This window comes from Bacillus safensis FO-36b, from assembly GCF_000691165.1.
Classification (GTDB): Bacteria; Bacillota; Bacilli; order Bacillales; family Bacillaceae; genus Bacillus; species Bacillus safensis.
The window spans coordinates 421,702-446,527 of sequence record NZ_ASJD01000003.1; the positions used below are offsets into that span (position 1 = coordinate 421,702).

The following is a 24,826-nucleotide window of genomic DNA, read 5'->3' on the forward strand; positions in this document are numbered from 1 at the left end:
GATTAAGGAAAAAAATGCAATTGTTTTTATAAATCTATCATAAGGGGTGGCATTCATTGTCATATGTAAGCTATCAAAAAAATGATGTTCGTGTCGTATTAGGTGCAGATGAATCAGTTCAGAATTTAGTGATAAGTAAAGTGCATCCATATATTGACTGCAGCAAAATAACAGAAAAACATGAAGGTGACGTTTGGACGATTTTAACCAGTAAATATGCACAAGAAATTCAAAAAGAAATACCTCTTGAAGAAGTCTTTTACCAAACGAAGATGGAGCCCCGCTGCCGCTACTTGTATGACGGAGAGAAAAAAATCATTGTGATAGATGAACCAAAAGATATCAGATGGACAGCCCAGCATGCGCTTCGGTTAATAAGAGTTTTGCTTCGCCTTTTGTGTTATCAGGATGGACTCATCTATTTGCATGGGGGCATGATGGAGATGAATCAAAAGGGAATTGCCCTAGTGGGCGGATCAAGGGCAGGGAAAACGTCCACCATCTTATCCTTATTATCATTAACCGATGCTCGATATATCACAAACGATGATATAGGTGTTTCATATACGAACACCGAGTACACAGGAACTGGCTGGCCGAGATCTATGAGTATTCGGAAAGATTCGTTTGAAGCCATTGAAAAGCTGGGTACCCCATACAGACTCCAAACATCGAGTCATCCATTTAACGAGGATGATAAAAGCTATCATTTTGTATATCCAGAGGAGCTAGAAAAATGGTTTTCACGTGAAGTCAAAACAATGGGGAAAATCGATGTGATTGTATTTCCTGAATTTTTACCACACGGGCAAACTGGGGCAGAACTTTCGAAAATGACTCCGCAGGAAGCAGCGGAACGTTTGAAGCAGCATGCAGTCATTAATCCTGGAAGACATAATGAATTCTTATTACCATATTTCACATTGCCAACACCCGAAGAGCTAGAACCATTCCTTAACGCACTAGCGGAAAAGGTGCCCTGTTACTCATTAAAACAGGCATTTACTTCTTTAGAGAAAGGCACTGTCCTCATTCAAGAGCTTCTTGAGCAATCCGACATTGTCGTGTAAGACTTTTTGGAGGTGAATTATGGTTGAGCAGGAGTACAAATATTTGTTGTCACAAACAGATTTTCAGCACATATATGACATGTTCATTCAATATCATACACCTACTTATGTTCTTAATTTCAATTACTATTACGACACACCAGATTTTTTATTAAAACGATTTGGTTATACCGTACGTATCCGTCAAATCAGCGGCAAACTAACACTTGAAATCAAATGCCCCAGTCAAACGTCTGGCTATAAAAGAGTAAGAGAAGAAACGTCATTACCTATTGAGGAGTTACCGCAAAAACTAGATGTACAGAACATCATGACGTCTTTACCAATTACAATCACTCAACAGCCAGAATTGTTAGGGCTATTGGTCACTGAGCGAACAACCTTTTACATTGAGAAAGGCATTAAAATCGATTTGGATCAAAGCAGCTATCTTGGCATCACAGATTATGAACTGGAAATTGAATATGACAGTGAAAAAGCATATGAGGCAGATCAATTGTTTCATACATTAACTGATGATTTGGACATGCCAGCCAATCGAAAAGGAAAGCGCTCTCGATTTATCACTAGATTTCAATCGTTTTACGGGAAGGAGTAGTCAAACATGCAGGCTGTTTTGGATCAATCCACTCTCTCAAATGAGCAGAGGCTGTTATTACTTAGCTCACGTATTCAATTAAATGAACAAGAAGAAGAGTCTATTAGAGCTCTATTGAAAGATGGCATCGATATGCCTAAATTAATTGGACTGGCATCAAGACATAAGGTGCTTCAGCTGATGACGCCTCATTTAATTCGCCTTGATGATGAAAAAAACATTACGACGACATACAAATTTTTGCTTCACTATCACTATATAGGGAATCGTCAAAAAAATGTGGAGAGATTCAAGGAATTCAAACGTCTTTTACAAACATTCCGAAATGCAAAGCTAAAAGCGGTCCCCCTTAAAGGCGCCATTTTAACCCCGCTTGTGTACCAAGATTATGGACTGCGAATGATGTCAGACCTTGATTTCTTAATTCATCCAGATGACCGGAAGAATGCCTCTTCATTGCTCAAGAAGGAAGGGTTTATCATCGGGAAATATGACTGGGCTGCCGATCAGGAAATACCGATTGAAAGAGAAGAAGAAATGATGTGGAGAATAAATGCCGGGAATCTTTATTCACATATTAAACGAAGCGGAGAAGATTTTTTGAAGGTACACCGGGTCGATTTCTCTTATGATGTTGAGCTGAAAAAAAACTACGAAGCAACAAATGCCTTGCTGGATGCTGCTGAAGAAAAGCCCTTTTTTCAAACAGATGTCTATTTGCTTCAGCCGTTAGATTTTCTTATCCATCTTGCCTTCCATCTATATAAGGAGGCAACAAACGTACAGTATGTCTACTTACATGCAGATCTTAATTTGATTAAGTTTTGTGATGTAAGGGAGTACGTCATGTTTGCTGAAGAGCAAAATCAGCTTGATTGGCATGCTTTGCAAGAAAGAGCGAAGGAATTAGGGGCCGAGAAAGCACTTTTTTACACGTTTACGTTTTTAGATTTACTGTACCAAACGAACTATATTGACGAATTGAAGCAGCTAGACATGAGTGACCAATCATTCTTAGAAGCCTATGGAGAGAATGATTTCGGTTCTTCGAAAATATGGAAAAAATCCTTTATTGAACGTTTTTTCAGCTTGGATAATCGCAATGAGCTTGAAGAGGAACCAGCCATACAGCTATTTCCTGAAAGGCAATAGCAAATTGAAGGGGAGGATTCTATATGGATATAAAAGCGTTTTTTGAAAAGTCGAAGACCGATTTTCCTTATGAAAAATCATTTGTGTTTGCAGGTATTCATTTTCATATTCTATCTATGGAATTGCTGGCGGTTGAAGATATTGAACATTATATCCCAAAAGAATTGGATCGCCGCGAGGGGGATATCCCATCACAGATTGAAATACGGTTTATCATTGATCCGGAGCTTGAACAGTCTATTCGCAGTGTTTGCTTTCAAAAGGGTGAAACCATTACTGCAAAAAGGAAGTTTACTTACAAACGATTAACATTAGACGATCAAGTATTATTTGCCTCACATGAAGGTGACGAACCGCACAGTGTGGCGGTCAATAACGGGCGTTATGCTGTGATTGGAAAAAACAATAATGAGTCTGCGATACGCTGTCCACTGCGAATTGTTCGAGAGATTGCCCTTAGAACATTAGAAAATCAAGGCGGATGCTTTACGCATGCAGCAGCTGTCTCTTTTGAAGATGGCCAAAAAGGAGCGCTCATTATCGGCGATAAAGGTGCCGGGAAGTCAACCACTATGTGGCAGTTTTTGCATCATGGAGGAGCAGATTTTATTACAAACGATCGTTCCATTTCAGTGCTTGAAGATCAGGAACTTATTGTGTATGGATGGCCGATGTGCTTGGCGCTTGGAGTAGGAACTGTCCAAGCCACCACAAATATACAGGAACTGAAAAACAAAAAATTCAGCCGGTCTCAAGATAAAAGATTATGGGATGAAACGATATCAACAGAGGAAGAGGCAAAAGAAAAATGGGCGAGCGGCTGTAAGTTTGAAATTACACCAAAAGAAGCTGCTGAAATGACAGGAACAACGATTAGAAGCTCTACGAAAGTAGATATGGTAATTTTTCCTTCACTTAAAATAGGTTCGGGTGAGATTAGGCTTGTGCCGGTAAAAAAAGATGATCAAAGAGCAAAAGAAATTATGGCAGCAAATATAAGAGAACCGGAAGATCCCGACTATTTAAAAGGCTGGCTCGGACTTCGACAAGTGTCAGATACCTTTCTAGAGCAAAAGGCATCTGAGCTTATCCATCACTTGTTTAACATGCCATGCTTTTATTTAGAGGGTGATCCACGTTATCTGCAAGAAGCAATTCCAGATCTGTTAAACAAAAAAGTCAGTTCGATTTAAAGAGACGATTGTCTAAACATTCGTTTGAGCCGGTCTTCACGTTTTTTCATTTGCTTGTGATCTGCTGGCAGCAAAATTTGAAAGAGCATTTCGGCAATTGGCCGTGCGAGCCTTTCGTCAGAGTTCATTAGAATGCACACACCTAATTTTGTCTTGGGAATGAATCCAATATAGGAGGTGAACCCTTTAATTTCTCCGCTATGTTCAGCTAAGGTGCATCCGTTAAAAGGTCTCAAAAACCATGAAAGACCGGCACCTCTGCTGAAATCTTCTTCAACCATAACGGGGCTTTGCATTTCTTTTAGCGAATGCTGTTGAAGCACGCTGTTTGCACCGTATTGAGCTTGAATGAATTGAATCAGATCTTCTGCTGTGGAGATTAGTCCGCTTGAACCGTCCTCCCAAGATGGTGTTTCAGCACTTGGATAGGATACGCCGGACAGGCCTGAGGAAGAAACTGTATACCCTTTGGCTGTGGATGCTGTTTCAATAAATCCAGTTTGCTTCAAGTCGAGCGGTTTTAGTATGTGGGTATGCACTAATTCTCTATATGGCTGATGACTCACTTTTTCTAGCACTTTACTTAATATAGAGTAGCCAAGACTGGAATAATTGATGATAGACCAAGGCGGTGTGAAAATAGTGAGTATTTCAATACACTGAGCTAGCGTCATATCTCGTAAATGAACGGCTTTGTCGAGTGCTTTGGGCAGGCCTGAGATATGAGAGGCAATCATTCGGAAAGTGAGTGGAATTGGTTCAGACAAGTGACTTTTTATGAAAGAAAGTAGTGGTTCGTAAGTATGAATGGGTTCATCGAGTTGAATGAATCCTTCCTCTCGCAATTTCATCATAACCATTGCAGTAAAAGGCTTAGTCACAGAACCAATTCGAAAGGTTGTGTCTTTTGTAACAGGGGTGCCGCTTTCAATATCAGCGAGGCCTTCATGCCACGACCAAATGTGCTCATCTTCATGAGAAATACAAATGGAACAGCCGGGAATTTGATGTTGTTCCAATAATTCCCTAATATTAGTGGTTGTATCTTGCAGACGCTGCAGGATCGATTCATTGATCAAAATAGACACCTCTTTCATACAGAATATATATATATTACCAAATGTTTCATGTTGTTTTAAGATGAACGATCAATATTTTTATATTTTAAAAGAGAGCGGGCGATAGATGATGAAAACAATTCAAAAAACCATTCTTGATATTTTAAAAGGTGATGGCCAAGATATAGAACAAATTCCATATGAGCTTGTGGAACGTAAAGGTGTAGGACATCCAGATACGATGTGTGATGCTATAGCAGAAAGAGCTTCTCAATATTATTCTCAATATTGCATGGAGCATTTTGGCAGAGTGGCACACCACTGGTTTGACAAAGTCATGCTTCTTGGCGGAGATGCTGATGTCACGTATGGGAAAGGGACAATGGTCAAACCGTATCAAGTTGTGTTTGCAGGAAAAGGGGCATACGCATACGGCGATGAGCCCATTCCTCTTAAAAAGATTCTTTTCGATGCGGCAAAGGATGTGTTATCAGAGGTGACAACAGGATTTGATCCTGAAGAACATCTCGTCATCGACTGCCGGATCGTTGATCATCAGGGGGCAGGCCGCAAAAACTCACGATATCGTCCGATGGTTGAAACGGACATGATTGAAATCGGTGATCCAAAGCTTGTGTCAAACGACTGTAACTTACTGCATGCTCATGCGCCATTAAGCCGTCTTGAGAAGCTGGTTCTTTATACAGAGCGTTATGTGAATGGTCCAGAATTTAAAAAGGTCAATCCAGATACCGGCTGGGATGTGAAAATATTTGGAAGCAGACGTCATGAAGATTTCAAACTCATTGTGAACATGCCATTTCTAGCTAAAGATATTCATAGTCTTGAGGAATATTTTGCCCGCAAAAAAGAATGCCAAGATCAAATTGCTCGCTATATTCATGAAACGTTAGGCCTCACGCCTGATCTCATGCTGAACGCAACAGATCGCAATGGCCGTCCGTACTTAACAGCGCTAGGTTCTGTAGCAGATACCGGCGATGTAGGAGTTGTTGGAAGAGGAAATAGATTAAATGGCCTGATCACCCCAATGCGATCTATGAGTATTGAAGCGCCGGCTGGGAAAAACCCGCTTGATCATACAGGAAAATTATATGGGGTGCTCGCACAACGGCTGGCAGATCAAATTTTTGAGACGATTCAAAAGCCAACAGAAGTGCATATCTTTACTTCAAAAGAGGCACCGCTCCACAATCCTGATGAAATTTCCGTTCGTATTCAGCAGTGGGATGGAAATGAAGTGGATAGAAAAAGAATTGAAGACCTCGTCATGAATGCGGTTCATTCAATGGGCGATGTGACAACAGATTTAATTTTTAAAGGCGTGACAATGTGGTAAAAAGGATGAAAAAAAGTGTCATTGAAGCCGTACATGCATGTATTCATACAAAAGAACCTATGGCAGTGACCATTCATCCCTATGAAATTGAAAAACAACAACAATTGAAACAACACCATCTTCTGTTGATGCTAAAGCCTGAATTAACAAGCATCAATAAAGGTGTACAGCTTGATCTCATACTAGATGAACTTCTCCACCGATTAGATGATCGTGATGTAGAAATAGGAGCCGTGCGTGTTATATCATCCTTATATTTGAAAGAAAAGAAAATAATTGAAAATCAATATGGGATGCTAAATAAAATTTCTAAAAATGGTCTGAGTGAAGTGTCAGATGCAGCCAAAAAGATACTGGCTTTGAAATACCCAGAGTTTAAAAAGAAGGAACATTTCATATATGGAGGCCATCAATTTTTACAAAAGTACAAAGAGCTCACGCCGTATGGTTTAGAGCTTTTAACCCGAAACGTCAAAGTAGACAAGCTGGGTGCGGGCACATACGCCATAGAGGCCGAGGTGGATGGAGAAAAAATGCTTCTGCTCAATTCATTCCACCCTTGTCAAATAGAGTGGTTCACTGCACCTGCAAAGTCTATTATCGTCATTGAATGTTTTTCAAAGCAGCCAATGAGGATGTTGAGAGAAGATTTCATCGGTGCAACGGACCCTAAAGAGGCTAAAGCGGGTTCTTTTAAACACATGCTGCTGTCGGAGCAAAAACGGTTTGGTTTATCTAACGTGTGTACTCGGTTTAATGGCATTCACCTGTCACCGGGTCCTGTAGAAGCGATGGCGGGAATGATTCACTATTTTAGTACACCTGATACAAGACTGACTCCCGCGCATACACTTTTTGGCCAGCTGTTAAAGGAAAATGGCTTTTCGGCGGAAGCATTAGATCTATTATGTAAAGATGTGTCCATTCATTCAAGCGAAACGCCCGTATTTGAATTAACAGAAAACCTAAATTGGAATGAAGCACTTGATCTGCTAGTAAAAGTGAGAGACGACATTCAAAAGCATCAACGTGTTCTGTAACGGAGGGAACAACTTGAACAATAAAGGAGCTAGCCAGCGAATTTGGATTGTCGGTCCGCCTGGATCTGGAAAAACAACCCTTGCACATCAATTGAAGCAGGAGTTAACGTTACCTCACTATGAACTCGATGCTCTATTCTGGCAAGCGAACTGGAAAAAAACAGATAAGCCGGTGTTTATCGATAACGTCCATGAAATTGTCAAACAAAAGAAATGGGTCGTCGATGGTCAATATTCATCTGTTCACCACATATTGGCTGAATATGCTGATACGATCATTTGGCTTGATGTCAAGAGAAGACAGACATTCCCCCGTCTCATGAAAAGGACATTCAAACGGCTCATCACAAGGGAGAAACTTTGGAATGGAAATAAGGAGCGAATGGGTAACGCGCTCCAATTTTTCTCATATGCCTTTCAAGTCTATCCAGAGGTGATTCATCAAAACGAAAAGCTTTTTCACAAATTAAAAGAAAAATCTCATGTGAAATGCTTGCGCATAGACAAACGGGACGATGCAGACCAGGTGCTAATGAAAATCAAAAACCTTGAGAAAAAGGGGTGAGGACATGACGACACTAGATGATGCTAATAATGTCCTGAAATATTGGTTTTCGGAACAGCCGATTCGCTTAACACCTTTAAACGGAAGAAGCCCTAATGAAGGATGGCTTGTCGAAACGATCAAAAACCGTTTTGTCTTAAAAAAATGTGCGAGAAATCATGATGCAAAGTGGCTTCAATATTTAGAGGAATTAACAGATGCTCTGCTTGATCATGGCTTCCCGATTCAACCTATGGTGGAGGCAGAAGATCATCGTAAGACCATTTTATTCAAAGAACACTTTTGGCAGCTGCGGCCCTATTTCGAAGGAAGACCATATGAAATGGGAAATCGTTCAGATGAACAAGAAGCCATCCGGGTAATAAAACAGCTCCATTCACTGAAGAACTTACCGAAAGGACCTGTGAATCCAAACTGCGAATTGAAGAACTGGATTACTTCTCCGGACGAAACGCTCGGCAAGACGGCTTATGCCCTAAAAAAGGTTGTTTCTTCTAAAAAGGCTGCTGCTTTGCTCAAAGTGTATGAACGGGAACTAATGAATATCATCACGCTGCTAAACCCTAGTATATACGAAGCATTACCTCATGCTGTTACACATGGTGACTTTCATTCTGGCAATCTGCTCATTCGTAACAAAAGGCTTGCCATGGTTCTTGATTTTGATACAGCATGCTTTAGACCGCGAGTATATGATGCAGCCATATCTGCTTTTTTGTTAACGAGAATCAAGAGAGGAACGTTTCAACTAGATATTGTGAAAACGATTCAATTTTTAAAGGCATATGCAGATGACTTATCCGAATATGAATGGCGCTCAATATCTGCGTTTATCAGACTTTTATATATTCCGACAGAGCGGTATTTAACACTGCTGCACACCTATACACCTCACTTACTAAACTGGTATATTGATTGGTCTTTCGAAGCACTAGAATCTGCATCAAACCAGCTGAAGGAAGATTGGTATCTCCAAAAGGAGATGAGAACATGAAGATCGCTGTTGTCACTGGCGGAAACAGGGGCATAGGCAAAGAAGTATGCAGACAGCTTGCGCAGTGTGGAATGCTTGTTATTTTAACTGCACGGCAGCTTGAAAGTGCCAAAATAGCTGCGTCTGAAATGACTGAGCATGTTGTGCCATTTCAGCTGGATGTAACAAATGAAGAATCGGTTGAACGTTTCTCGGCATTTATAAAAGATTCGTTCGGGAGAGTGGATGTGCTCATTAATAATGCCGGTGTCTTTCATGACAACATAAAGGATCACACCTTTCCATCTTTTCTAGATCTTCCTGTATCGACACTCCAAGAAACGATGAATGTGAATGTGTATGGTGCAGTCAGAATGACCAAGGCCGTTTTCCCTTACATGAAAGAGGCGGGATATGGACGGATTGTCAATGTATCCAGCGGTATGGGAAGGCTCTCTGCGATCTACGCTTCAGGCGATGTCAGGCGTGATGGAAAAAGCGGTCCTTACTACCGGATGTCAAAAGCGGCGCTGCATGTTCTCACAAAAGTCACAGCTTTAGAGGGGGCACCCTATTCTATCCTTGCGAATGCAGTGTGTCCTGGCTGGGTACAAACGGACATGGGGTCATCAGAGGCTGTTAAAACCATACAGGAAGGTGCATCAGGAATCGTGTGGGCGGCACAGCTGCCCCGAGATGGACCAACAGGAGAATTGTTGAGGGACGGGCAAAGACTTCAGTGGTAAGAGGAGGCAACTACATGCGAGGTATGAAAGGAAAGACAGTTATTGTGACAGGCGGAGCTCAGGGGATTGGATATGCGGTCGCAGAACGAGCCGCACAAGAAGGCGCACAAGTCGCCATTGCTGATCATCATGTAGATTACGGAATTGCAGCAGAAAAACAGCTCAAAGCAAATGGATATGATGTTTTGTTTATAGAGGCTGATATTGCTGATGAAGCATCCATTGTTTCAATGATCGAAAAAACAGCCAATCATTTTGGGAAAATAGACATGCTGGTGAATTGTGCAGCCGTGTTTATCATGCGGGGTCTTGAAGCAACCGTTGAAGAATGGCGGCGCATTATGGATTTGAATATTATGGGACAAGCGCTTTGTGTCAAACACACTTCGCCTTACATGGAGAAAATAGGAAAAGGATCGATTGTAAATATTGCCTCCATTTCAGGCCACATTGCCCAGCCGAAATATTTAACATATAACGCGACAAAAGCAGCTGTTGTCAATATGACGCGGTGCATGGCAATGGATTTGGCGGATGCAGGTATTCGTGTAAACGCAGTGAATCCAGGCACGGTATGGAACAAAAATAACGAGCGGTTCCATTTAGAAGAGCTTGGATTGACAAGAGAGCAAGCAAATCAGCATCCTGATATTGGCGGGATGCACATGTTGAAACGAACCGCTGATCCAGAAGAGATCGCATCTGCTGTCATCTTCCTTCTTTCAGATGAAGCGAGTTTTATTACAGGAGAAAATTTGATGGTTGACGGCGGCTATACTGCCATGTAGAGGAGTAAAAATTGCATGAAATTTGATCTGCACACACATCATCAACGCTGTGGTCATGCGGAAGGGAACATCAGAGAATATATCGATGAGGCTGTCAAATTAGGTCTGGATTTTATTGGGATATCAGATCACTCTCCGTTCTTTGGTGAAGAGGCTGACCACTTTAAACCATGGGTAGCGATGGCTAAAAGTGAATTTCAATCATATATAGAGGAAGTCCTGCAGTTGAAAAAGGAATATGACGGAAAAATTCACGTGCTGTTAGGTGTCGAATCTGACTATTTTCCAGATCACGAGACCCTTTACCGAGACGTGTATCGACATTATCCATTTGATTATATCATTGGCTCGGTTCATGTCAGTAATGGATATGACCTATTTAACCGGAAACGGTGGGAACAAATCACAGAGCAGAAAGCCATCATTGAAAAAGAAACGTATTACCAGTTAATTAAAATGTCTGCTGAGAGTCAAATGTTCGACGTTTTAGGCCATATTGACGCCTTAAAAGGTTTTTATCCAGAGATTGCTCATCTCAAAACAGAAGCTGTCGATGATGCACTGCAAGCAATTGCGGAGAGTGGTTCTGTCATTGAAGTGAATACCTCTGGCAAAACAAAAGACTGCGGCGGCTGGTATCCATCAATGGATCTATTAGAGCGAGCCAAATTTTATGGTGTGGATGTCACGTTTGGCTCAGATGCACATCAGCCAGCCCGCGTAGCAGATGATTGGCTGAAAGTAAAAGAGACGCTGAAGGAATTGGGTTACAAGGAATGGTATATCTTTCAATCTCGTCAAAAACGAAAATTGGCTCTATAAATTCTAAAAAAAGGGGTTATGAAAATGACAAAAGTTCGCGTAGCAATTGCAGGAGTAGGATCATGCGCTTCAAGTATCGTTCAATTTGTAGAATTGGCAAAGGAAAAGATGGATACGCTCTCCGGTGTTATGCATGATGTCATTGGAGGTTATCACTTGTCTGATGTGGAATTTGTTGCAGCTTTTGAAGTAGATCAAAATAAAGTAGGAAAAGACTTATCAGAGGCTATTTTTACTAAACCAACGGCTGCAGTTAAACATATTGATGTTCCGTTTTTCCAAGTACCTGTTGAAGCAGGTCCTTTATGTGATGGTCTTGAAGGAGATTTGTCCAACTGCATTCAGCCGCATGAACATTCATTAAAAATGAACACACATGATGTGACGCAAAGATTAAAGGACGTTCAGGCAGATGTACTAGTCTGCTTCTTACCGACAGGTTCGTTTGAAGCAGTTCGAGTATACGCAGAGGCGTGTGCACACGCGCAAACTGCCTTTATTAATGCGACACCTGAACCAGTGGCAAATGATCCTGAATTTGTCAAAATGTTTGAAGAGTCGAATACCCCGCTCCTTGGAGATGACTTAAGAAGTCATTTAGGTGCCACAACACTGCATACAGCGTTAATTGAGCTATTAAAATCCCGAGGGATTGACATTACCAATACGTACCAATTAAATGTCGGAGGCAATACAGACTTTTTAAACCTTGCCAACCCAATGAGATCAACGAGTAAACAAAAATCGAAGCGGAAAGCATTATTTGCCTCTGGTATTGATGCCAGCGAAGTGGCAGCAGGTCCAAATGGCTATGTCAGCTATTTAGGGGATCATAAAGTCTGCTTCCTGCGATTGGAAGGAAATTCTGTTTTAGATTCAGACATTTCGCTTGAAATCCGTTTACAAGTAGAAGATTCTCCGAATTCAGCTGGTGTTATTGCTAACGCAATGCGCGTAGCAAAAGCAGCTAAAGATATGAATCACAGTGGTGTCATACATGACGTTTGCCCATTCTTATTCAAAAGCCCTCCAATTGGACAAGTAGATTCAGAATCATTGCGTCTATTCAATGAATATGTAGCAAATGCTGAGCTGAAAAAGGTGTGATCAGTGGAAGCAGAACTAAATCTTTGCGAGATAAAATTTGCCGCTTTTGACTTGGATGGAACATTAATTGATGAACGAGGCGAGCTTATTGGTGATGTCCATGGCGCAGTGAATATGCTGCGCCAAAGAGGCATTATTTCAATAATTGTCACAGGCAGAACCTATGATTCTTTCTTCTCTCTGAACTTAGATCCTTCTTTACTCAATTTATTTCATCATGATGTTTTGCTGAATGATGGAAATGTGATTTGCCATCATCAAAAGAAAACATTTGACGTTAAACAATATCTAAATGCTGCTATATGCCGGCAGGTTATCTCATCACTTGATGGTCAAGCTGAATTTGTCATGGAATCACACGGGAAGCATGTGGCATCAAGTAAAAGCGCTAAGTTGAAATATTGCATGCTTTACACATTTCCACGAGAAAAAATAGAGGTTGGTCATCAGAAAGAATTCACATTTGACCGTGTGACAAAACTATTTATTTTACCGAAAGAAAAAATAGATATCGCTCATCTATTAAGAGATTGTCATTGTGATGTTGCGGATGCCCAGTTTTTAAATGCACAAGTGGTATCCCCGAAAGGAATTTGTAAGGCGGATATGCTTGAACGCCATTTATTAGATTGTTTTGGAGAAAGTGATTTAAATCGTGTGATTGCTTTTGGAAATGGTCATAATGACAGACTGCTGCTCAAGAAGGCGAGGTGGGGGCTGGCAGTTCAAGATAGCCATCCATCGGCGATTGAGTTATGTGATGTTCATCTGGGGGAGTCTATTTATGACTATCTTGATAAAGTTTCACAACCATTAGAAGCACCAAAAGTGATCAATGAAAAGGGAGGAATTTAGTTGAGTACCCTTCAGCTGCCTTTACCAGATGCGCTAGAAGATACAATGATACCAGATTTTGTGGAAAGAGTTTCTTTTCTATCAGCCCATATTTTGCACGTTGATCTTCTTGAAGAGGAATCTGTTATTGAAGTAACAGTCGATCATACGGGAGATGCAGAGGCAATATCAGCTGCGTTTTTAAAGTTATCGTCAAATGTAGCTCAACTGCGGAGGTTTCGTGAAAAGGAAATGAAATCAAATATTCATTTAAAAAGTGAGCCTGTTCATTCGAAACTAAGCGGGGATGACCAAAAGAGAACTTTCTATGACGAAATTGAAATGGAACTCGCACACTATTTTGATCAATTATTCTTAAATATGGGGGCTTCACTTGGGGCCAAATTAAGAAAATACCCTTCTACGATGAGTAAAGAATTAATGGAAAAGTGTAAATACCATACAAATTTTCCGCAAAATATTTATTCTGTTTTTGAAATACCTCATGATTACCAGGTTATTGATGACATTCGAGAAAAGCATCATGGTTTTCTGCCTGAACACTTCCAGCAAGCAGGTCGATTTTTACAGCCGTGCATTTGTTATCACTGCTACGAGGAATGGGAAGGGAAGACCTATACAGACAATCAAATGATGACAGCAGCGGGGCAGTGTTTTAGACATGAAATTTCTTGGAAAGTAGATCCCCTAAGGAAACTAGAATTTAGTATGCGTGAAATTGTCTTTATCGGTAATAACGAATACATTAACGAAACAAGAAAAACACTTCTTGAACACACATGGCAATGTTTTCATCAGCTTGGCCTTAGTGGTAAGGTCACCACCGCAAATGACCCCTTTTTCTTTTATGATGATATGGATAAAGCGAATTATCAATTAATGGCAAACAGCAAATATGAGTTAGTAGCTGTGACAGAAAAGAAAGACGTTTCGATCGCTTCATTTAACGACTGTGGAGAGATGCTTTGTGAAAGGTTCCAAATCAAGGGAGAAAATGATAAGCCGCTTTATTCGGGTTGTGCCGCATTTGGAATCGATCGATGGGTTCAAGTATTTTTACAAACATACGGTCGAAATAAAACGAATTGGCCGGATGAGATGCTTCATATAAAGGAGGGTCACTATGCTGCAAAGTAATCTGACTCAAGAAGAGCACACAGCCCTCATTTTATCTACTCCTTTTTTAGAAGACAGCCAGATAGAAGAGATGCAGGAGCTTCTGTATCAGCAGCAAGACTGGAATGTCATTCTTGGAATGCTGCATGTTCATCGGACAGCTGGTATTGCATGGAAAAATATTAAACGTTACGCCATTCATTTAAGAAAAGATTTTAAAGCAACTTATTTTTTAAAGTCATTAGAGATTATGTATAAGGGGCAATTAGAAACGGCACGAGACAATATCACGTTAAACGATCAGTTATTTCAAGCACTTGATCAAAAAGGAATTGAATATGCCATTGTAAAAGGAAGTGTGATTGGCCAGTGGGCATACGGCGATGTAGGGCTTCGTTTATTTGGGGACAACGATCTCTTTATCTCACAAGATCAGCTGCAAGAAACTGGACATGTATTAAAAGAATTAGGCTATGTTCAAGGTTCTTGGAATTATGAAACGGAGACAGTCACACCTGCGAAACGAAAAGACATTCTTTACCTCATCATGAACTCACATCAAACCTACACCTACATGAAACCTACACCAGAATGCCGCTTTATTGACTGTCATAAAATTGATGTTCAGTTTTCAGTTGACCTCATGACAGGAAACCGGACAGATTCAATTGTCCAAGAAATGCTGTCTAGACGAATTCAAACGTCTGTTGACGATCACCTTGTATGGTCATTAAAAGAAGAGGATATGCTGATTTTCTTATGTATTCATTTTTACAAAGAGGCGATTTATTTAAATGAAGTGGAGTCAATGAAAGATTTACTGCTTTATAAGCTGCTTGATATATATGGCATGTTTATGAGAGAAGACCTATTGGATGTGGAGTTGTTTGTCCGTCGAACGAAAGCGTATGGCTTTGGAAAGATGGTCTATTTTGCTTTGCATTATGTGAATGAAGTCTTTCCTCATACGATTCCTGATCTTGTCATGGAGGCACTTCAGCCTGAATCACTTGCTTATTTATCCGAAGTGCTGGATGCAAATGATGTCGTTCATACATGGAATCAGCCTATTCGTAAACGATTCTTTCACATTAATCGGTCTTTAGAAATTAAAAAGCATTCTGTTCATAAGGAGTAGTGTGATGAAAGATCCGGCAGCTCTATTTGATTTTAAGGGAAGAAACGACGTGATATGGTTTGGGAATATGAATCAAGAACAAATCTGGGATCAAACAAAGGCTTTACCTGTGATGACAGACCATGTTCAAAATGAACTCGTTCTTCAGCAAGAACAACAACTGCTTTTGATTGCTTCTAAGGATCATCATGTCATCATGCATCATCAGCCAGAACCAGCTTTTTTAGTCTATTTGGAAAAGCAGGGTATCAAGCTTCCACATATGATTCAAAAAGAAGATGCGTTCAATTTAAAGGGACTCATTGTACCCTATCTTTTAGATGAATCGGTTGATCAAGATTCGCCACTTGAAAAAAGAAAGATTTATGGTTCAAATCCAACACTCGTAAAGCGATTTAATCATAAGGTTTCGACTAGAAAGTGGGCAGAAGAACATCAGTTTAATGTTACGTGTGGTGCTGTTTGTCAAAATGCTGACGAGTTAAAACAGACGTATGAAGAATTAAGGGCGAATCATTTCTCAAAAATGGTTCTGAAATTACCTTATGGATCATCTGGTAAGGGACTTCGTATTTTAAAAAGCGAGAGAGAATTCATGCAGTTAGTGACTTTTATTGAAAGAAGAAAAATTCAAACAGACCTCCTCTTAGAGGGATGGCATCCAATTAAGCGATCTTTAAATGCCCAATTGCTCATTCAAGAGGAAGGATCACACTTACTTTCAATTACAGAACAGAAAATCAATGAGGACGGCATCTACTTAGGGACGAATTTTGCGCCTATTTATGAACAGGACAAAAAACGTGAATATGAAGTAAGCATGCATCGAATCATAGAGCTTCTATATGCAGAAGGGTATCGAGGCGTGGTTGGCGTTGATTCGATCATTGATATTAATGAACAGCTCATACCGATCATTGAAATAAATGCAAGGTTTACGCAGGTTACTTATTTACTCCCAATCATTTGCCGTTTTTTTTCAACCTACGAATATATTGAAAGCCGCTTTAAAAGATTCTCAAGCAGTGCCGACCTGCCGTTTGAAGATGTGTTAACGGAGGTAACAGAAGCACTCGATCCCGGAGAAGATGGTGGGTTTTTTATTTATACTTTCGGTAAAACGAGAGCGGATAATATGTGGCACTATCGACTGTTTATATTGTTTTACCATATGAAGAAGGACAAGCAGATTCATATGCTGACAAAGTTTGATGATATGGAATTTTCAGCTGAAAGGGGGAGGGAATTTGCCGAAAAATGACGCTACGCTCTTAGAGAAAGCGAATGGTTATGGGACGCCGATGTATGTATACGATGGAGATGCATTAAAAGATCACTATGATCACATTACAGCATGGCTCCATCAATCAGCTGAGGTGTTCTTTTCATTTAAGTCCAATGGAAATGCCTCAATTGCGTCACTGTTACGGTCTTTTGGGGCTGGTATAGAAGTGGCTTCTGCAGGGGAGCTCCTTATGGCTGTAAAAGCAGGTTATTCCCCGGAGCATATCATTTTTTCTGGCCCTGGTAAGCAGAAGCAAGAGATCGATGCCGCTATTCAGCATGAGATCTATTGTATTATCGCCGAATCAAAGGAAGAGCTCATTTATATCGCTGAGTCTGCAAAGCATCAGGATAAACAGGTATCAGTAGGCATTCGGATTAATCCTGAATCCATTGAGTCACGGGCAAAAATCAAAATGGGCGGAGTTCCAAGTCCATTTGGGATAGATGAATCCAAACTGAAAGACGTATTTGACCTATTTCAGAAGTATGATCATTCTCTCTTATTTAAAGGGATTCATATGTATTTGGGAACGCAGGTTCTTGATGAAACATCGCTTTTATCATCGTTTGAATACACGCTCAACACAGCTGTTCGAATCAAGAATGAATTTGGACTAACATGCCAGATGGTTGATTTAGGCGGTGGGTTTGGCATTCCGTATTTTCAGCATGAGACACCTCTTCATGCTGAACGTTTATTTCAAAGCGTAGCGGAATTGATTCGAACGTACGAAACTGAGCTGGAATTTCCGAGGTTTATTATTGAGATGGGGAGATTCCTTTTAGCGGAATGTGGGGTTTATTTAACCACTATACAATATGTAAAAGAATCAAAAGGACAGACGTTTTTAATTGCAGATGGAGGAATGCATCATCATCAAGCGATGACGTTTAGAGGCAGGCTGCTCCGCAATAATTATCCAATGCGGCTCATTAAACCTTCCAGCAAGCCCTCAGCTGTAGTGAAACAATCGATTGTAGGTCCACTATGTACTCCGGAAGACTTAATTGGCCGGCAGGTGGAGCTTCCGCAAGGCGATGTAGGTGATCTTCTTTGTATTGAGAAATCTGGGGCATATGGACTTTGCTACAGTCCTACCTTATTTTTAGGTCATTCTTCTCCGCTAGAGCTGCTTTTGTTTGAAGGAAACGATTATGTCATTCGAGAGAGAGGGACCCCGGATGATCTTTTATTAAAACAAAATAGATTATTCTTTACACAAAGGAGGGATGAATATGACACTGACAGAGCTACGTCAAGAAACGATTGATCGTCTTATTTTGCAATTTTCGGAAAGGGCGAGTCAGCTTGATGACAAATTTCAGTTCCCGCATCAAAATCTAGACGAACTGATTGATTGTGGATTACATGTCGCCAATATGCCGAAACAAGACGGGGGTCTTGGTTATGGATTTGAAGAAACGGTGACTCTTTTGTCACACATATCTAAAGGATGCGCGTCGACAGGACTCATTATGGCGATGCATTACTATTCGCTCGGCGCATTTTCTGAAGTGCTTACAAGTGAGCAGCAGGCCATGGTTTTTGACGATATTCGGCGTTCAGGAGAACTAATCGCTTCTGTTAGCGATCCGAATGTGATTTTTATTTATCAGCGTAAGCAAATGGACGGAATTCCGACCATTACCGCAGAAAAAACAGATGGCGGATATCTTGTAAGCGGAACTAAATTTACAGTAACTGGTGCACCGCGCATTAAATATTTACCGATTTATTGTCAGTATGCTCCGTCGTCATGCACATCTCAATATGGAATGACGGCTCTATTAATGACATTACCTACTGAAGGCGCTGCGATTGAAGAATCGTGGAATTATTCGGGCATGAGGGCATCGATGAGTCATCACATTCATTTTGACCAAGTGTTTATACCCGATCATCAGCTAATCGGACGGGAAGGCTACGCGATAGAAGATACTGAAAATTTAATTTACTGGTTTCGTCTAGCTGTTACAGCTGTTTATTATGGCATTGCAAAAGCAGCATATGAACATGCCCTCGGTATGGCATATAAAAGAAATGATCGAATTTCCAAGAAAAAATCAGCCTTTTTACCAGGTCCACAATTTCGTATTGCAGATATGAAAATTAAATTAGATGTTGCACATTCTCAGCTTATGGCTTGCGCTCAGCAAGCAGATCAAGAAAAGAAACAAAATCATTACTCAAGTGATTTGTATACGAAGACACTGATTACAAAACATTTTGTGACGCAAGCAGCAGAAGAAATCGTGCAGCTAGCTTCTCAGGTCGAGGGTTTTTCTTCATTACAGCAAGGATCTTTGCTCGAGCGTTTAAGCCGAGATGTGAAAGCGGCAAAATTTCATCCGCCTTCTGAAGATTTATTAAAAGAAGTGATTGCGAAAAAAGAGCTGGGCATTATCCCGTTAAAAAATCGATGGGTATGATGGCAAGAAAAAGGAGGAGACATAAGTGGCTACTGCAGCACCTATTTACCGGAACAATTACTTAAACTGTTCTCAATTAACGATTGCAGCCATGCTTCTTAGAAAAGGGATTGAAATTGATAGGATTTGGAGGCAGGCAGGCCTTGTTTATAGACCCCAAGACAAAGGGTTTGTTTTGATCGGTTCCTTTAAACATTTTCGTGAGGATATTCTTCATCATAATGGCATTCATTTAGAAGAAATTTTTTACACGGAAGAGGAATTAGACCTCTATATCAATCGTGTGTTTAAACAGCATCCAAGCGGAGGGACTGTGTCTGTTTCCCTAGATATATTTGAATTACCGTACTGTCCATTTTACGAAAGAGAACATGGGTATCACACATTGGAAGTACTTGAGGTGAATGATGATCATGCAGTGGTCAGTGATCATGCATACTCCTATCATGGCACATTGAGTAAAGACCATTTGATGAAAGCTGCGCGCTCTGTATATGAACATACACCTCGAACCGAAAATCGTTATAAGTGGATTAAACATGTGGAACTTCAGAAAGAACCGGATGTGCTGGTGATATTAAAAGAGCATGCGGCCATATTAGAAGGAGCACCGCCGCATTTTGATTTGCCTGGAGCAGTCACAGGGCTGGGCGCTATTTCAGTCATTCAAAGGGATTATATTGATAGTATCAAAGACAATGAAACTGGAAATTTATTAGACAATGTTTACTTTGAAGGACTAAAGGATGTGGCTAATTCCAGAAAACATATGGTGACATTCCTATCTTCTTATGAAAATGAGCTTTTACATCCCCTTATTCAAGCGTTTGAAGATGCTTATCAAAGCTGGACAGTACTCGCCAATTTTACGGCTAGAGTAGGCCTCAGTAAAAATCCTCGCAGTATGATAGAAAGAACGGCGAATCGGTTTCAAAAAACATTAGAAGTGGAGACCAGCCTGCTCACAGAACTAAAAGAGGTGATTCAAAATGAAGACTTATCAAACTCTTTCTCTTCATGATTATGTCAATAACAGAGGCATCACATATCAAAATGAATATGAAAAAGGCCAATTAACAATTGGCGGAGCTTCTTTGCCGGCTGAGTTAATTATGAACGTGCAAGATCCTTTTATCGAAGGGATTCCATTTCAGTTCATATATCAAGATCAAGGAGACAATATTGAATTAGAGGGACAGTCTCTTCATTTTCCGCCACTTGAAGCAGAAGCGCTTCATGTCGTTGGCTGTTCATCCAATGGCAATCTTTACGAAGAGATTTCATTATTACGAGAGGGGAACGTTGTCTGTGAGACTCGGCTTTCATTAACGGATGTGATTGAACGTGAACCTGCATTTCATGATCGAGCGGCATATGCATTTGATTATATTCATACGGTATCCGGCATTAATCATCATATGACATCAAACCTATGGCTTGATTCGCTCACCTTCTCGAAAAAAGTAGTTTTTGATGAAATTCGCTTTCAAGATAATCCATTTATGCATATTTTCGCAATGACGATTCAGCAGTCAAATCATTAATGGAAGGGAGCCATGTCTATGTGCGGCATTGCAGGTTATTGTCATTTTAACCAAGCACCACTAGATCCTCACATCTTACTGAAGATGAAAAACGCCCTTGCTGTGCGTGGACCTGATGATAGTGGTGTATATCAAGATGACTCAGTTGGTTTGGTTCATACGCGGCTTTCCATTATTGATATTCAATCTGGACCGCAGCCAATAACAAATGAAGATGATTCTATCTGTGTGATTCTAAATGGTGAGATTTATAATTTCAAAGATTTAAGAGAGAAATTATGGAATAAAGGCCATTTGTTTCGTACGCAGACAGATACAGAAGTACTTGTTCATGGTTATGAAGAATACGGAATTTCCTTTGTTGAGCAATTAAACGGAATGTTTGCAGCTGCGATATGGGATAAAAAGAAGAAAGCACTTTATTTGTTTAGAGACCGGTCTGGGATCAAACCGCTGTATGTTTCAGAATGCCGGGGAGGGCTTATTTTTGGATCGGAAATGAAGGCTCTTTTTCAGCATCCTGACATAAAAACTGCTATTGAGCCGGAGGCTGTTCTTAGTTATTTATCCTTCCGTTATTCGATCGGAGAGCAGACTTTTTTTCAAGGAATTCAAAAATTACCCCCAGGTGTTATCTTGAGAATAGATGAAACAGGCATAACAAAAGAGGCCTACTGGCAATATCCGCTTCCGGCTGATGGGATCGATCGGGGAGAACGTTATTATCAAAAGGAATTGTTTGAATTAATTCAAGATAGTGTGCAAAAACAGATGATGTCTGATGTGCCTGTGGGAGCTTTTTTGAGCGGGGGAGTGGATTCGACTTCGATTGTCGCTTTGATGTCCAAATACAAAAACGAGAATATTCATTGTTTTTCGACCAGCTTTGAAGAGGAAGGCTTTTCTGAAGAAAGTTATGCCAAACTCGCGGCAGATCAATACAATGTCAAGCTTCACTCACATCGAATGAGTGAAGAAGAGTACTTTCAATTACTGCCTGAAGTTGTGAAGCGAAGAGATCATCCTCTTTCTATTCCTCATGAAGTCGCTTTTTACCATATGTCACGGGAAGCAAAAAAGCACGTGACGGTTGTTTTATGTGGTGAAGGAGCGGATGAATTGTTTGCAGGTTATGGACGTGTCTTTAGGAGTCCAGCAGATTGGCGGAAAATTTTATGGCTTCAAAAAAACAGAAAACTGTCCTCCATCCTTTCTAAGGTATTATTTGAACCATCCTTTCAGCACGAGGTCCATCAAATGATCCACCTTGAAGGTGAGATGGATCATTACAAAAAAAGGTATGCATGGTTTACTGCTGGCGAAAAAGAGCTGCTTTTAAGTCGTCACGCTGATTCAATTGATCCTCCTGACTCGCACATGAACCAGTTTATTGCCCATTGTTTTCAAAAGATGGGGGGGGAGTCTTATGAAAATAAACTGCTCTATTTATTTCAGCAGATTCATTTACCCAATCTGTTAGACCGGCTGGATATGATGACGATGTCACATGGACTAGAAGCGCGTGTTCCATTTCTTGATCATCGCATCATCCAATTTGTCAATGACATGCCCTTCAAATATAAGCTTCCTTATAAAGGACTGCCTAGCAGGCTGCAAGCCTTTTTTCAGTCGAGTCTCAAAACAAGTGAGGTACAAGACATTCCGAAATATATGTTGAAAAAGACAATGGAGCAAACGGTGGATAAGCGTATATTATATAGAAGAAAAATGGGTTTTCCGGTTCCTGTGTATCATTGGATGAGCAAAAGGATGAAAGAAATCGAAGAGAAGCTTCTTGATCAACAAAGCTTTGCAACAGAACTGTTTCAAAGAAAGCCGCTAGAGCAATTTTTACGAAATCATTCGAATCAGAAAAACAAAAATGGAGCGGATCAAAAAGTCTGGATGCTTTACAACTTGGAATTATGGCATGATCACTACATGAAAGAGGCGCGGCTTCCTCTCCAAACTAGTCATTAAAGAGATCCGGTCTATTCCTCTTGCCTGCTGCATATATGATACGGAAGGGAAGTGATGCGATTTTGAGGCTGAGTGAACTGTCGGGAAAAGAGATTGTCGATATTAAAAGAGCGGAGCGGCTTGGCGTGCTTGGACAAACTGACCTTGAAATCAATGAACAGGACGGTCAAATTACAGCACTCATTATACCTTCCGTGAAGTGGTTTGGCTTTCGAAAACAAGGAAATGACATCCGCGTCCCGTGGAATCACATTCAAAAAATAGGATCAGATATGATCATTCTCGATGTGCCTGAAGAACTTCAGCTGCACGGAGAAAAAGAGCACCCGCAATAATGGGTGCTCTTTTTCTTTTCTCTCTCTGATTTGTTCACAGGCTGAATCCTCTCCTCATATGCTGAAAGGGAGATTCAGAAAATATTACAGACTTTTTTAAATAAAGAAGGTGAACGGTCAGTATGTTGAGCGGTTTAACGGTTGCGGTGATCGGTGGAGATGCAAGGCAGCTTGAAATTATTCGCAAGTTGTCACAGCAGCATGCCAAAGTATTTTTGGTTGGATTTGACCAGCTGGATCATGGATTTATCGGTGCTGAAAAGCTGAAAATGTCTGAACTTCCATTCGAACAAGTAGACAGTATGATCCTGCCAGTATCTGGGACAACGGATGAAGGCGCTGTTGCTACAGTTTTTTCAAACGAGCAGGTCTTGCTGGAAGCTAAATATTTAGAAAGAACCCCTGCCCATTGTACCTTGTACTCAGGTATTTCAAATACGTACTTAGACAATCTGGCAAAGCAGGTGAACCGGAAGCTTGTGAAGCTGTTTGAGCGAGATGATATTGCCATATATAACTCTATTCCAACAGTTGAAGGAATTATCATGATGGCCATTCAGCAAACGGACTATACGATTCACGGGTCTCATGTCACAGTCCTCGGACTTGGAAGAACAGGACTCACCATTGCCCGCACATTTCGGGCACTAGGGGCAGACGTAAAAGTAGGGGCGGCAGACACAGCACATTTAGCGCGGGCCTTTGAGATGGGTCTTCATCCATTTTCAATGGACCAGTTAAAAGAGGAAGTAACGGATGTTGATATTATCATCAATACCATTCCAAGTCTTGTATTAGATTCATCTGTCATTGTCAGCATGACACCAAAGACACTCATTTTGGATATCGCCTCACGCCCAGGCGGAACAGACTTTGACTTTGCACAAAAGCACGGAGTGAAGGCACTTCTTGCACCAGGACTCCCGGGGATTGTTGCACCAAAAACAGCAGGACAAATCATTGCAAAAGTGCTTTCCGGGCTTTTATGTGAACTTGCGGAGGAAAAAAGGGGGATGGAATCATGACAACATTAAAAGGGAAAAGAATCGGCTTTGGTTTAACAGGTTCCCACTGTACGTATGAAGCTGTTTTTCCGCAAATCGAAGCGCTTGTAAAAGAAGGGGCAGAGGTGCGTCCAGTGGTGTCGTACACGGTGCAGAGCACGAATACGAGATTTGGAGATGGAGCCGAGTGGATCGAACGGATTGAGAAGCTGACTGGATTTCAAGCGATTGACTCAATCGTGAAAGCAGAGCCGCTCGGGCCTAAGCTGCCGCTTGATTGTATGGTCATTGCTCCTTTAACTGGAAACTCGATGGCGAAATTTGCAAATGCCATGACAGACAGTCCTGTTTTAATGGCTGCTAAAGCAACCATACGGAATCATCGACCTGTCGTTTTAGGAATCTCAACAAATGATGCGTTAGGTTTAAATGGTACAAATCTGATGAGGCTCATGTCGACAAAGAATATTTTCTTTATTCCGTTTGGTCAGGATGATCCATTCAAAAAACCGACCTCTATGGTCGCGAACATGGATCTGCTATCTCAAACAGTAGAAGAGGCACTCCAGCATAGACAAATTCAGCCAATTTTAATTGGACCAAACGAATAATAGATTCACTAGAAAATCATGAAAGATTCAAAAAAGATGCTTCAAGCCTTGCTT

Annotated in this window: 25 protein-coding genes; 24 read left to right on the top strand and 1 reads right to left on the bottom strand. The window is 40.8% G+C overall.

The genetic code is table 11. From position 1 onward, the window contains the following. The first annotated feature begins 56 nt into the window (after window positions 1–56). The 4 genes from BA81_RS09990 to BA81_RS10005 are packed head-to-tail and all read left to right on the top strand — an operon-like array spanning window position 57 to window position 4,013. Window positions 57–1,070, top strand: a complete 1,014-nt coding sequence (locus BA81_RS09990) for a hypothetical protein (protein WP_034281853.1) — start codon at window positions 57–59, stop codon at window positions 1,068–1,070. A 19-nt stretch (window positions 1,071–1,089) separates the two neighbouring features. After that, window positions 1,090–1,668 carry a CYTH domain-containing protein gene (locus BA81_RS09995; protein ID WP_034281854.1) on the top strand — a complete coding sequence of 193 codons (579 nt, stop codon included), beginning with the start codon at window positions 1,090–1,092 and terminating at the stop codon, window positions 1,666–1,668. 6 nt (window positions 1,669–1,674) lie between these two features. Further along, window positions 1,675–2,820 (top strand): nucleotidyltransferase domain-containing protein, encoded by a 1,146-nt coding sequence (locus tag BA81_RS10000; protein WP_034281855.1) that lies wholly within the window; start codon window positions 1,675–1,677, stop codon window positions 2,818–2,820. A 23-nt stretch (window positions 2,821–2,843) separates the two neighbouring features. Then, window positions 2,844–4,013 (top strand): phosphoenolpyruvate carboxykinase (ATP), encoded by a 1,170-nt coding sequence (locus BA81_RS10005; protein WP_034281856.1) that lies wholly within the window; start codon window positions 2,844–2,846, stop codon window positions 4,011–4,013. On the opposite strand, the gene BA81_RS10010 is transcribed toward BA81_RS10005, so the two are convergent. Beyond that, a complete protein-coding gene (locus BA81_RS10010) occupies window positions 4,010–5,092 on the bottom strand; it encodes a serine hydrolase domain-containing protein (protein ID WP_034281858.1) in 1,083 nt (360 codons plus the stop codon). The two genes, BA81_RS10005 and BA81_RS10010, sit on opposite strands and share 4 nt — an antisense overlap. A gap of 109 nt (window positions 5,093–5,201) precedes the next feature. Here BA81_RS10010 and BA81_RS10015 point away from each other — a divergent pair, with 109 nt between their 5' ends. From BA81_RS10015 to dpaB, 20 genes are all read left to right on the top strand, one after another. Further along, entirely contained in the window at window positions 5,202–6,431 is a 1,230-nt protein-coding gene (locus tag BA81_RS10015) for a methionine adenosyltransferase (RefSeq protein ID WP_046312236.1), read from the top strand. A gap of 5 nt (window positions 6,432–6,436) precedes the next feature. Next, complete coding sequence (locus BA81_RS10020; protein ID WP_034281860.1) at window positions 6,437–7,471, top strand: hypothetical protein; 1,035 nt, start codon at window positions 6,437–6,439, stop codon at window positions 7,469–7,471. 13 nt (window positions 7,472–7,484) lie between these two features. Beyond that, window positions 7,485–8,036 carry an AAA family ATPase gene (locus BA81_RS10025; RefSeq protein WP_051627342.1) on the top strand — a complete coding sequence of 184 codons (552 nt, stop codon included), beginning with the start codon at window positions 7,485–7,487 and terminating at the stop codon, window positions 8,034–8,036. A 4-nt stretch (window positions 8,037–8,040) separates the two neighbouring features. After that, window positions 8,041–9,030 (top strand): phosphotransferase enzyme family protein, encoded by a 990-nt coding sequence (locus BA81_RS10030; RefSeq protein ID WP_034281863.1) that lies wholly within the window; start codon window positions 8,041–8,043, stop codon window positions 9,028–9,030. After that, complete coding sequence (locus tag BA81_RS10035; RefSeq protein WP_034281864.1) at window positions 9,027–9,755, top strand: SDR family NAD(P)-dependent oxidoreductase; 729 nt, start codon at window positions 9,027–9,029, stop codon at window positions 9,753–9,755. The genes BA81_RS10030 and BA81_RS10035 overlap by 4 nt, the downstream gene beginning before the upstream one ends. A gap of 14 nt (window positions 9,756–9,769) precedes the next feature. Beyond that, entirely contained in the window at window positions 9,770–10,543 is a 774-nt protein-coding gene (locus BA81_RS10040) for an SDR family NAD(P)-dependent oxidoreductase (RefSeq protein WP_034281865.1), read from the top strand. Window positions 10,544–10,558: 15 nt separating this feature from the next. Further along, window positions 10,559–11,365 (top strand): histidinol-phosphatase, encoded by an 807-nt coding sequence (locus BA81_RS10045; RefSeq protein WP_034281867.1) that lies wholly within the window; start codon window positions 10,559–10,561, stop codon window positions 11,363–11,365. 24 nt (window positions 11,366–11,389) lie between these two features. Next, entirely contained in the window at window positions 11,390–12,472 is a 1,083-nt protein-coding gene (locus BA81_RS10050; RefSeq protein ID WP_034281869.1) for an inositol-3-phosphate synthase, read from the top strand. Between the two features lie 3 nt (window positions 12,473–12,475). Next, window positions 12,476–13,327 carry an HAD hydrolase family protein gene (locus BA81_RS10055; protein WP_034281870.1) on the top strand — a complete coding sequence of 284 codons (852 nt, stop codon included), beginning with the start codon at window positions 12,476–12,478 and terminating at the stop codon, window positions 13,325–13,327. After that, window positions 13,328–14,464, top strand: a complete 1,137-nt coding sequence (locus BA81_RS18995; RefSeq protein ID WP_051627344.1) for an aminoacyl--tRNA ligase-related protein — start codon at window positions 13,328–13,330, stop codon at window positions 14,462–14,464. Then, window positions 14,451–15,581 (top strand): nucleotidyltransferase family protein, encoded by a 1,131-nt coding sequence (locus BA81_RS10065; RefSeq protein WP_034281871.1) that lies wholly within the window; start codon window positions 14,451–14,453, stop codon window positions 15,579–15,581. Before BA81_RS18995 ends, BA81_RS10065 begins: the two co-directional genes overlap by 14 nt. Before the next feature lie 4 nt (window positions 15,582–15,585). Next, window positions 15,586–16,842: an ATP-grasp domain-containing protein gene (locus tag BA81_RS10070; protein WP_051627345.1), complete on the top strand. Its 1,257-nt coding sequence runs from the start codon at window positions 15,586–15,588 to the stop codon at window positions 16,840–16,842. Further along, entirely contained in the window at window positions 16,829–18,139 is a 1,311-nt protein-coding gene (locus BA81_RS10075; RefSeq protein ID WP_051627346.1) for a type III PLP-dependent enzyme domain-containing protein, read from the top strand. Before BA81_RS10070 ends, BA81_RS10075 begins: the two co-directional genes overlap by 14 nt. Continuing rightward, a complete protein-coding gene (locus tag BA81_RS10080; RefSeq protein WP_034281872.1) occupies window positions 18,105–19,298 on the top strand; it encodes an acyl-CoA dehydrogenase family protein in 1,194 nt (397 codons plus the stop codon). The genes BA81_RS10075 and BA81_RS10080 overlap by 35 nt, the downstream gene beginning before the upstream one ends. 25 nt (window positions 19,299–19,323) lie before the next feature. Next, window positions 19,324–20,319: a hypothetical protein gene (locus tag BA81_RS10085; RefSeq protein ID WP_034281875.1), complete on the top strand. Its 996-nt coding sequence runs from the start codon at window positions 19,324–19,326 to the stop codon at window positions 20,317–20,319. Further along, window positions 20,288–20,842 (top strand): hypothetical protein, encoded by a 555-nt coding sequence (locus tag BA81_RS10090; protein ID WP_034281877.1) that lies wholly within the window; start codon window positions 20,288–20,290, stop codon window positions 20,840–20,842. Before BA81_RS10085 ends, BA81_RS10090 begins: the two co-directional genes overlap by 32 nt. An 18-nt stretch (window positions 20,843–20,860) precedes the next feature. After that, window positions 20,861–22,822 carry an asparagine synthase (glutamine-hydrolyzing) gene (asnB, locus tag BA81_RS10095; RefSeq protein ID WP_034281878.1) on the top strand — a complete coding sequence of 654 codons (1,962 nt, stop codon included), beginning with the start codon at window positions 20,861–20,863 and terminating at the stop codon, window positions 22,820–22,822. Window positions 22,823–22,884: 62 nt separating this feature from the next. Continuing rightward, entirely contained in the window at window positions 22,885–23,157 is a 273-nt protein-coding gene (locus BA81_RS10100) for a YlmC/YmxH family sporulation protein (RefSeq protein ID WP_034281978.1), read from the top strand. Window positions 23,158–23,279: 122 nt separating this feature from the next. Further along, complete coding sequence (gene dpaA / locus BA81_RS10105) at window positions 23,280–24,182, top strand: dipicolinic acid synthetase subunit A (protein WP_034281879.1); 903 nt, start codon at window positions 23,280–23,282, stop codon at window positions 24,180–24,182. Then, window positions 24,179–24,772 carry a dipicolinate synthase subunit B gene (dpaB, locus tag BA81_RS10110; protein ID WP_024427009.1) on the top strand — a complete coding sequence of 198 codons (594 nt, stop codon included), beginning with the start codon at window positions 24,179–24,181 and terminating at the stop codon, window positions 24,770–24,772. Before dpaA ends, dpaB begins: the two co-directional genes overlap by 4 nt. The last annotated feature ends 54 nt before the right edge of the window (window positions 24,773–24,826 follow it).

Bases quoted from the DNA above. Each gene is read 5' to 3' on its own strand.
- BA81_RS09995 (WP_034281854.1), top strand. From the start codon at position 1,090: ATGGTTGAGCAGGAGTACAAATATTTGTTGTCACAAACAGATTTTCAG.
- BA81_RS10000 (WP_034281855.1), top strand. From the start codon at position 1,675: ATGCAGGCTGTTTTGGATCAATCCACTCTCTCAAATGAGCAGAGGCTG.
- BA81_RS10005 (WP_034281856.1), top strand. From the start codon at position 2,844: ATGGATATAAAAGCGTTTTTTGAAAAGTCGAAGACCGATTTTCCTTAT.
- BA81_RS10015 (WP_046312236.1), top strand. From the start codon at position 5,202: ATGAAAACAATTCAAAAAACCATTCTTGATATTTTAAAAGGTGATGGC.
- BA81_RS10020 (WP_034281860.1), top strand. From the start codon at position 6,437: ATGAAAAAAAGTGTCATTGAAGCCGTACATGCATGTATTCATACAAAA.
- BA81_RS10030 (WP_034281863.1), top strand. From the start codon at position 8,041: ATGACGACACTAGATGATGCTAATAATGTCCTGAAATATTGGTTTTCG.
- BA81_RS10035 (WP_034281864.1), top strand. From the start codon at position 9,027: ATGAAGATCGCTGTTGTCACTGGCGGAAACAGGGGCATAGGCAAAGAA.
- BA81_RS10040 (WP_034281865.1), top strand. From the start codon at position 9,770: ATGCGAGGTATGAAAGGAAAGACAGTTATTGTGACAGGCGGAGCTCAG.
- BA81_RS10045 (WP_034281867.1), top strand. From the start codon at position 10,559: ATGAAATTTGATCTGCACACACATCATCAACGCTGTGGTCATGCGGAA.
- BA81_RS10050 (WP_034281869.1), top strand. From the start codon at position 11,390: ATGACAAAAGTTCGCGTAGCAATTGCAGGAGTAGGATCATGCGCTTCA.
- BA81_RS10065 (WP_034281871.1), top strand. From the start codon at position 14,451: ATGCTGCAAAGTAATCTGACTCAAGAAGAGCACACAGCCCTCATTTTA.
- BA81_RS10070 (WP_051627345.1), top strand. From the start codon at position 15,586: ATGAAAGATCCGGCAGCTCTATTTGATTTTAAGGGAAGAAACGACGTG.
- BA81_RS10080 (WP_034281872.1), top strand. From the start codon at position 18,105: ATGACACTGACAGAGCTACGTCAAGAAACGATTGATCGTCTTATTTTG.
- BA81_RS10090 (WP_034281877.1), top strand. From the start codon at position 20,288: ATGAAGACTTATCAAACTCTTTCTCTTCATGATTATGTCAATAACAGA.
- asnB (WP_034281878.1), top strand. From the start codon at position 20,861: ATGTGCGGCATTGCAGGTTATTGTCATTTTAACCAAGCACCACTAGAT.
- dpaA (WP_034281879.1), top strand. From the start codon at position 23,280: ATGTTGAGCGGTTTAACGGTTGCGGTGATCGGTGGAGATGCAAGGCAG.
- dpaB (WP_024427009.1), top strand. From the start codon at position 24,179: ATGACAACATTAAAAGGGAAAAGAATCGGCTTTGGTTTAACAGGTTCC.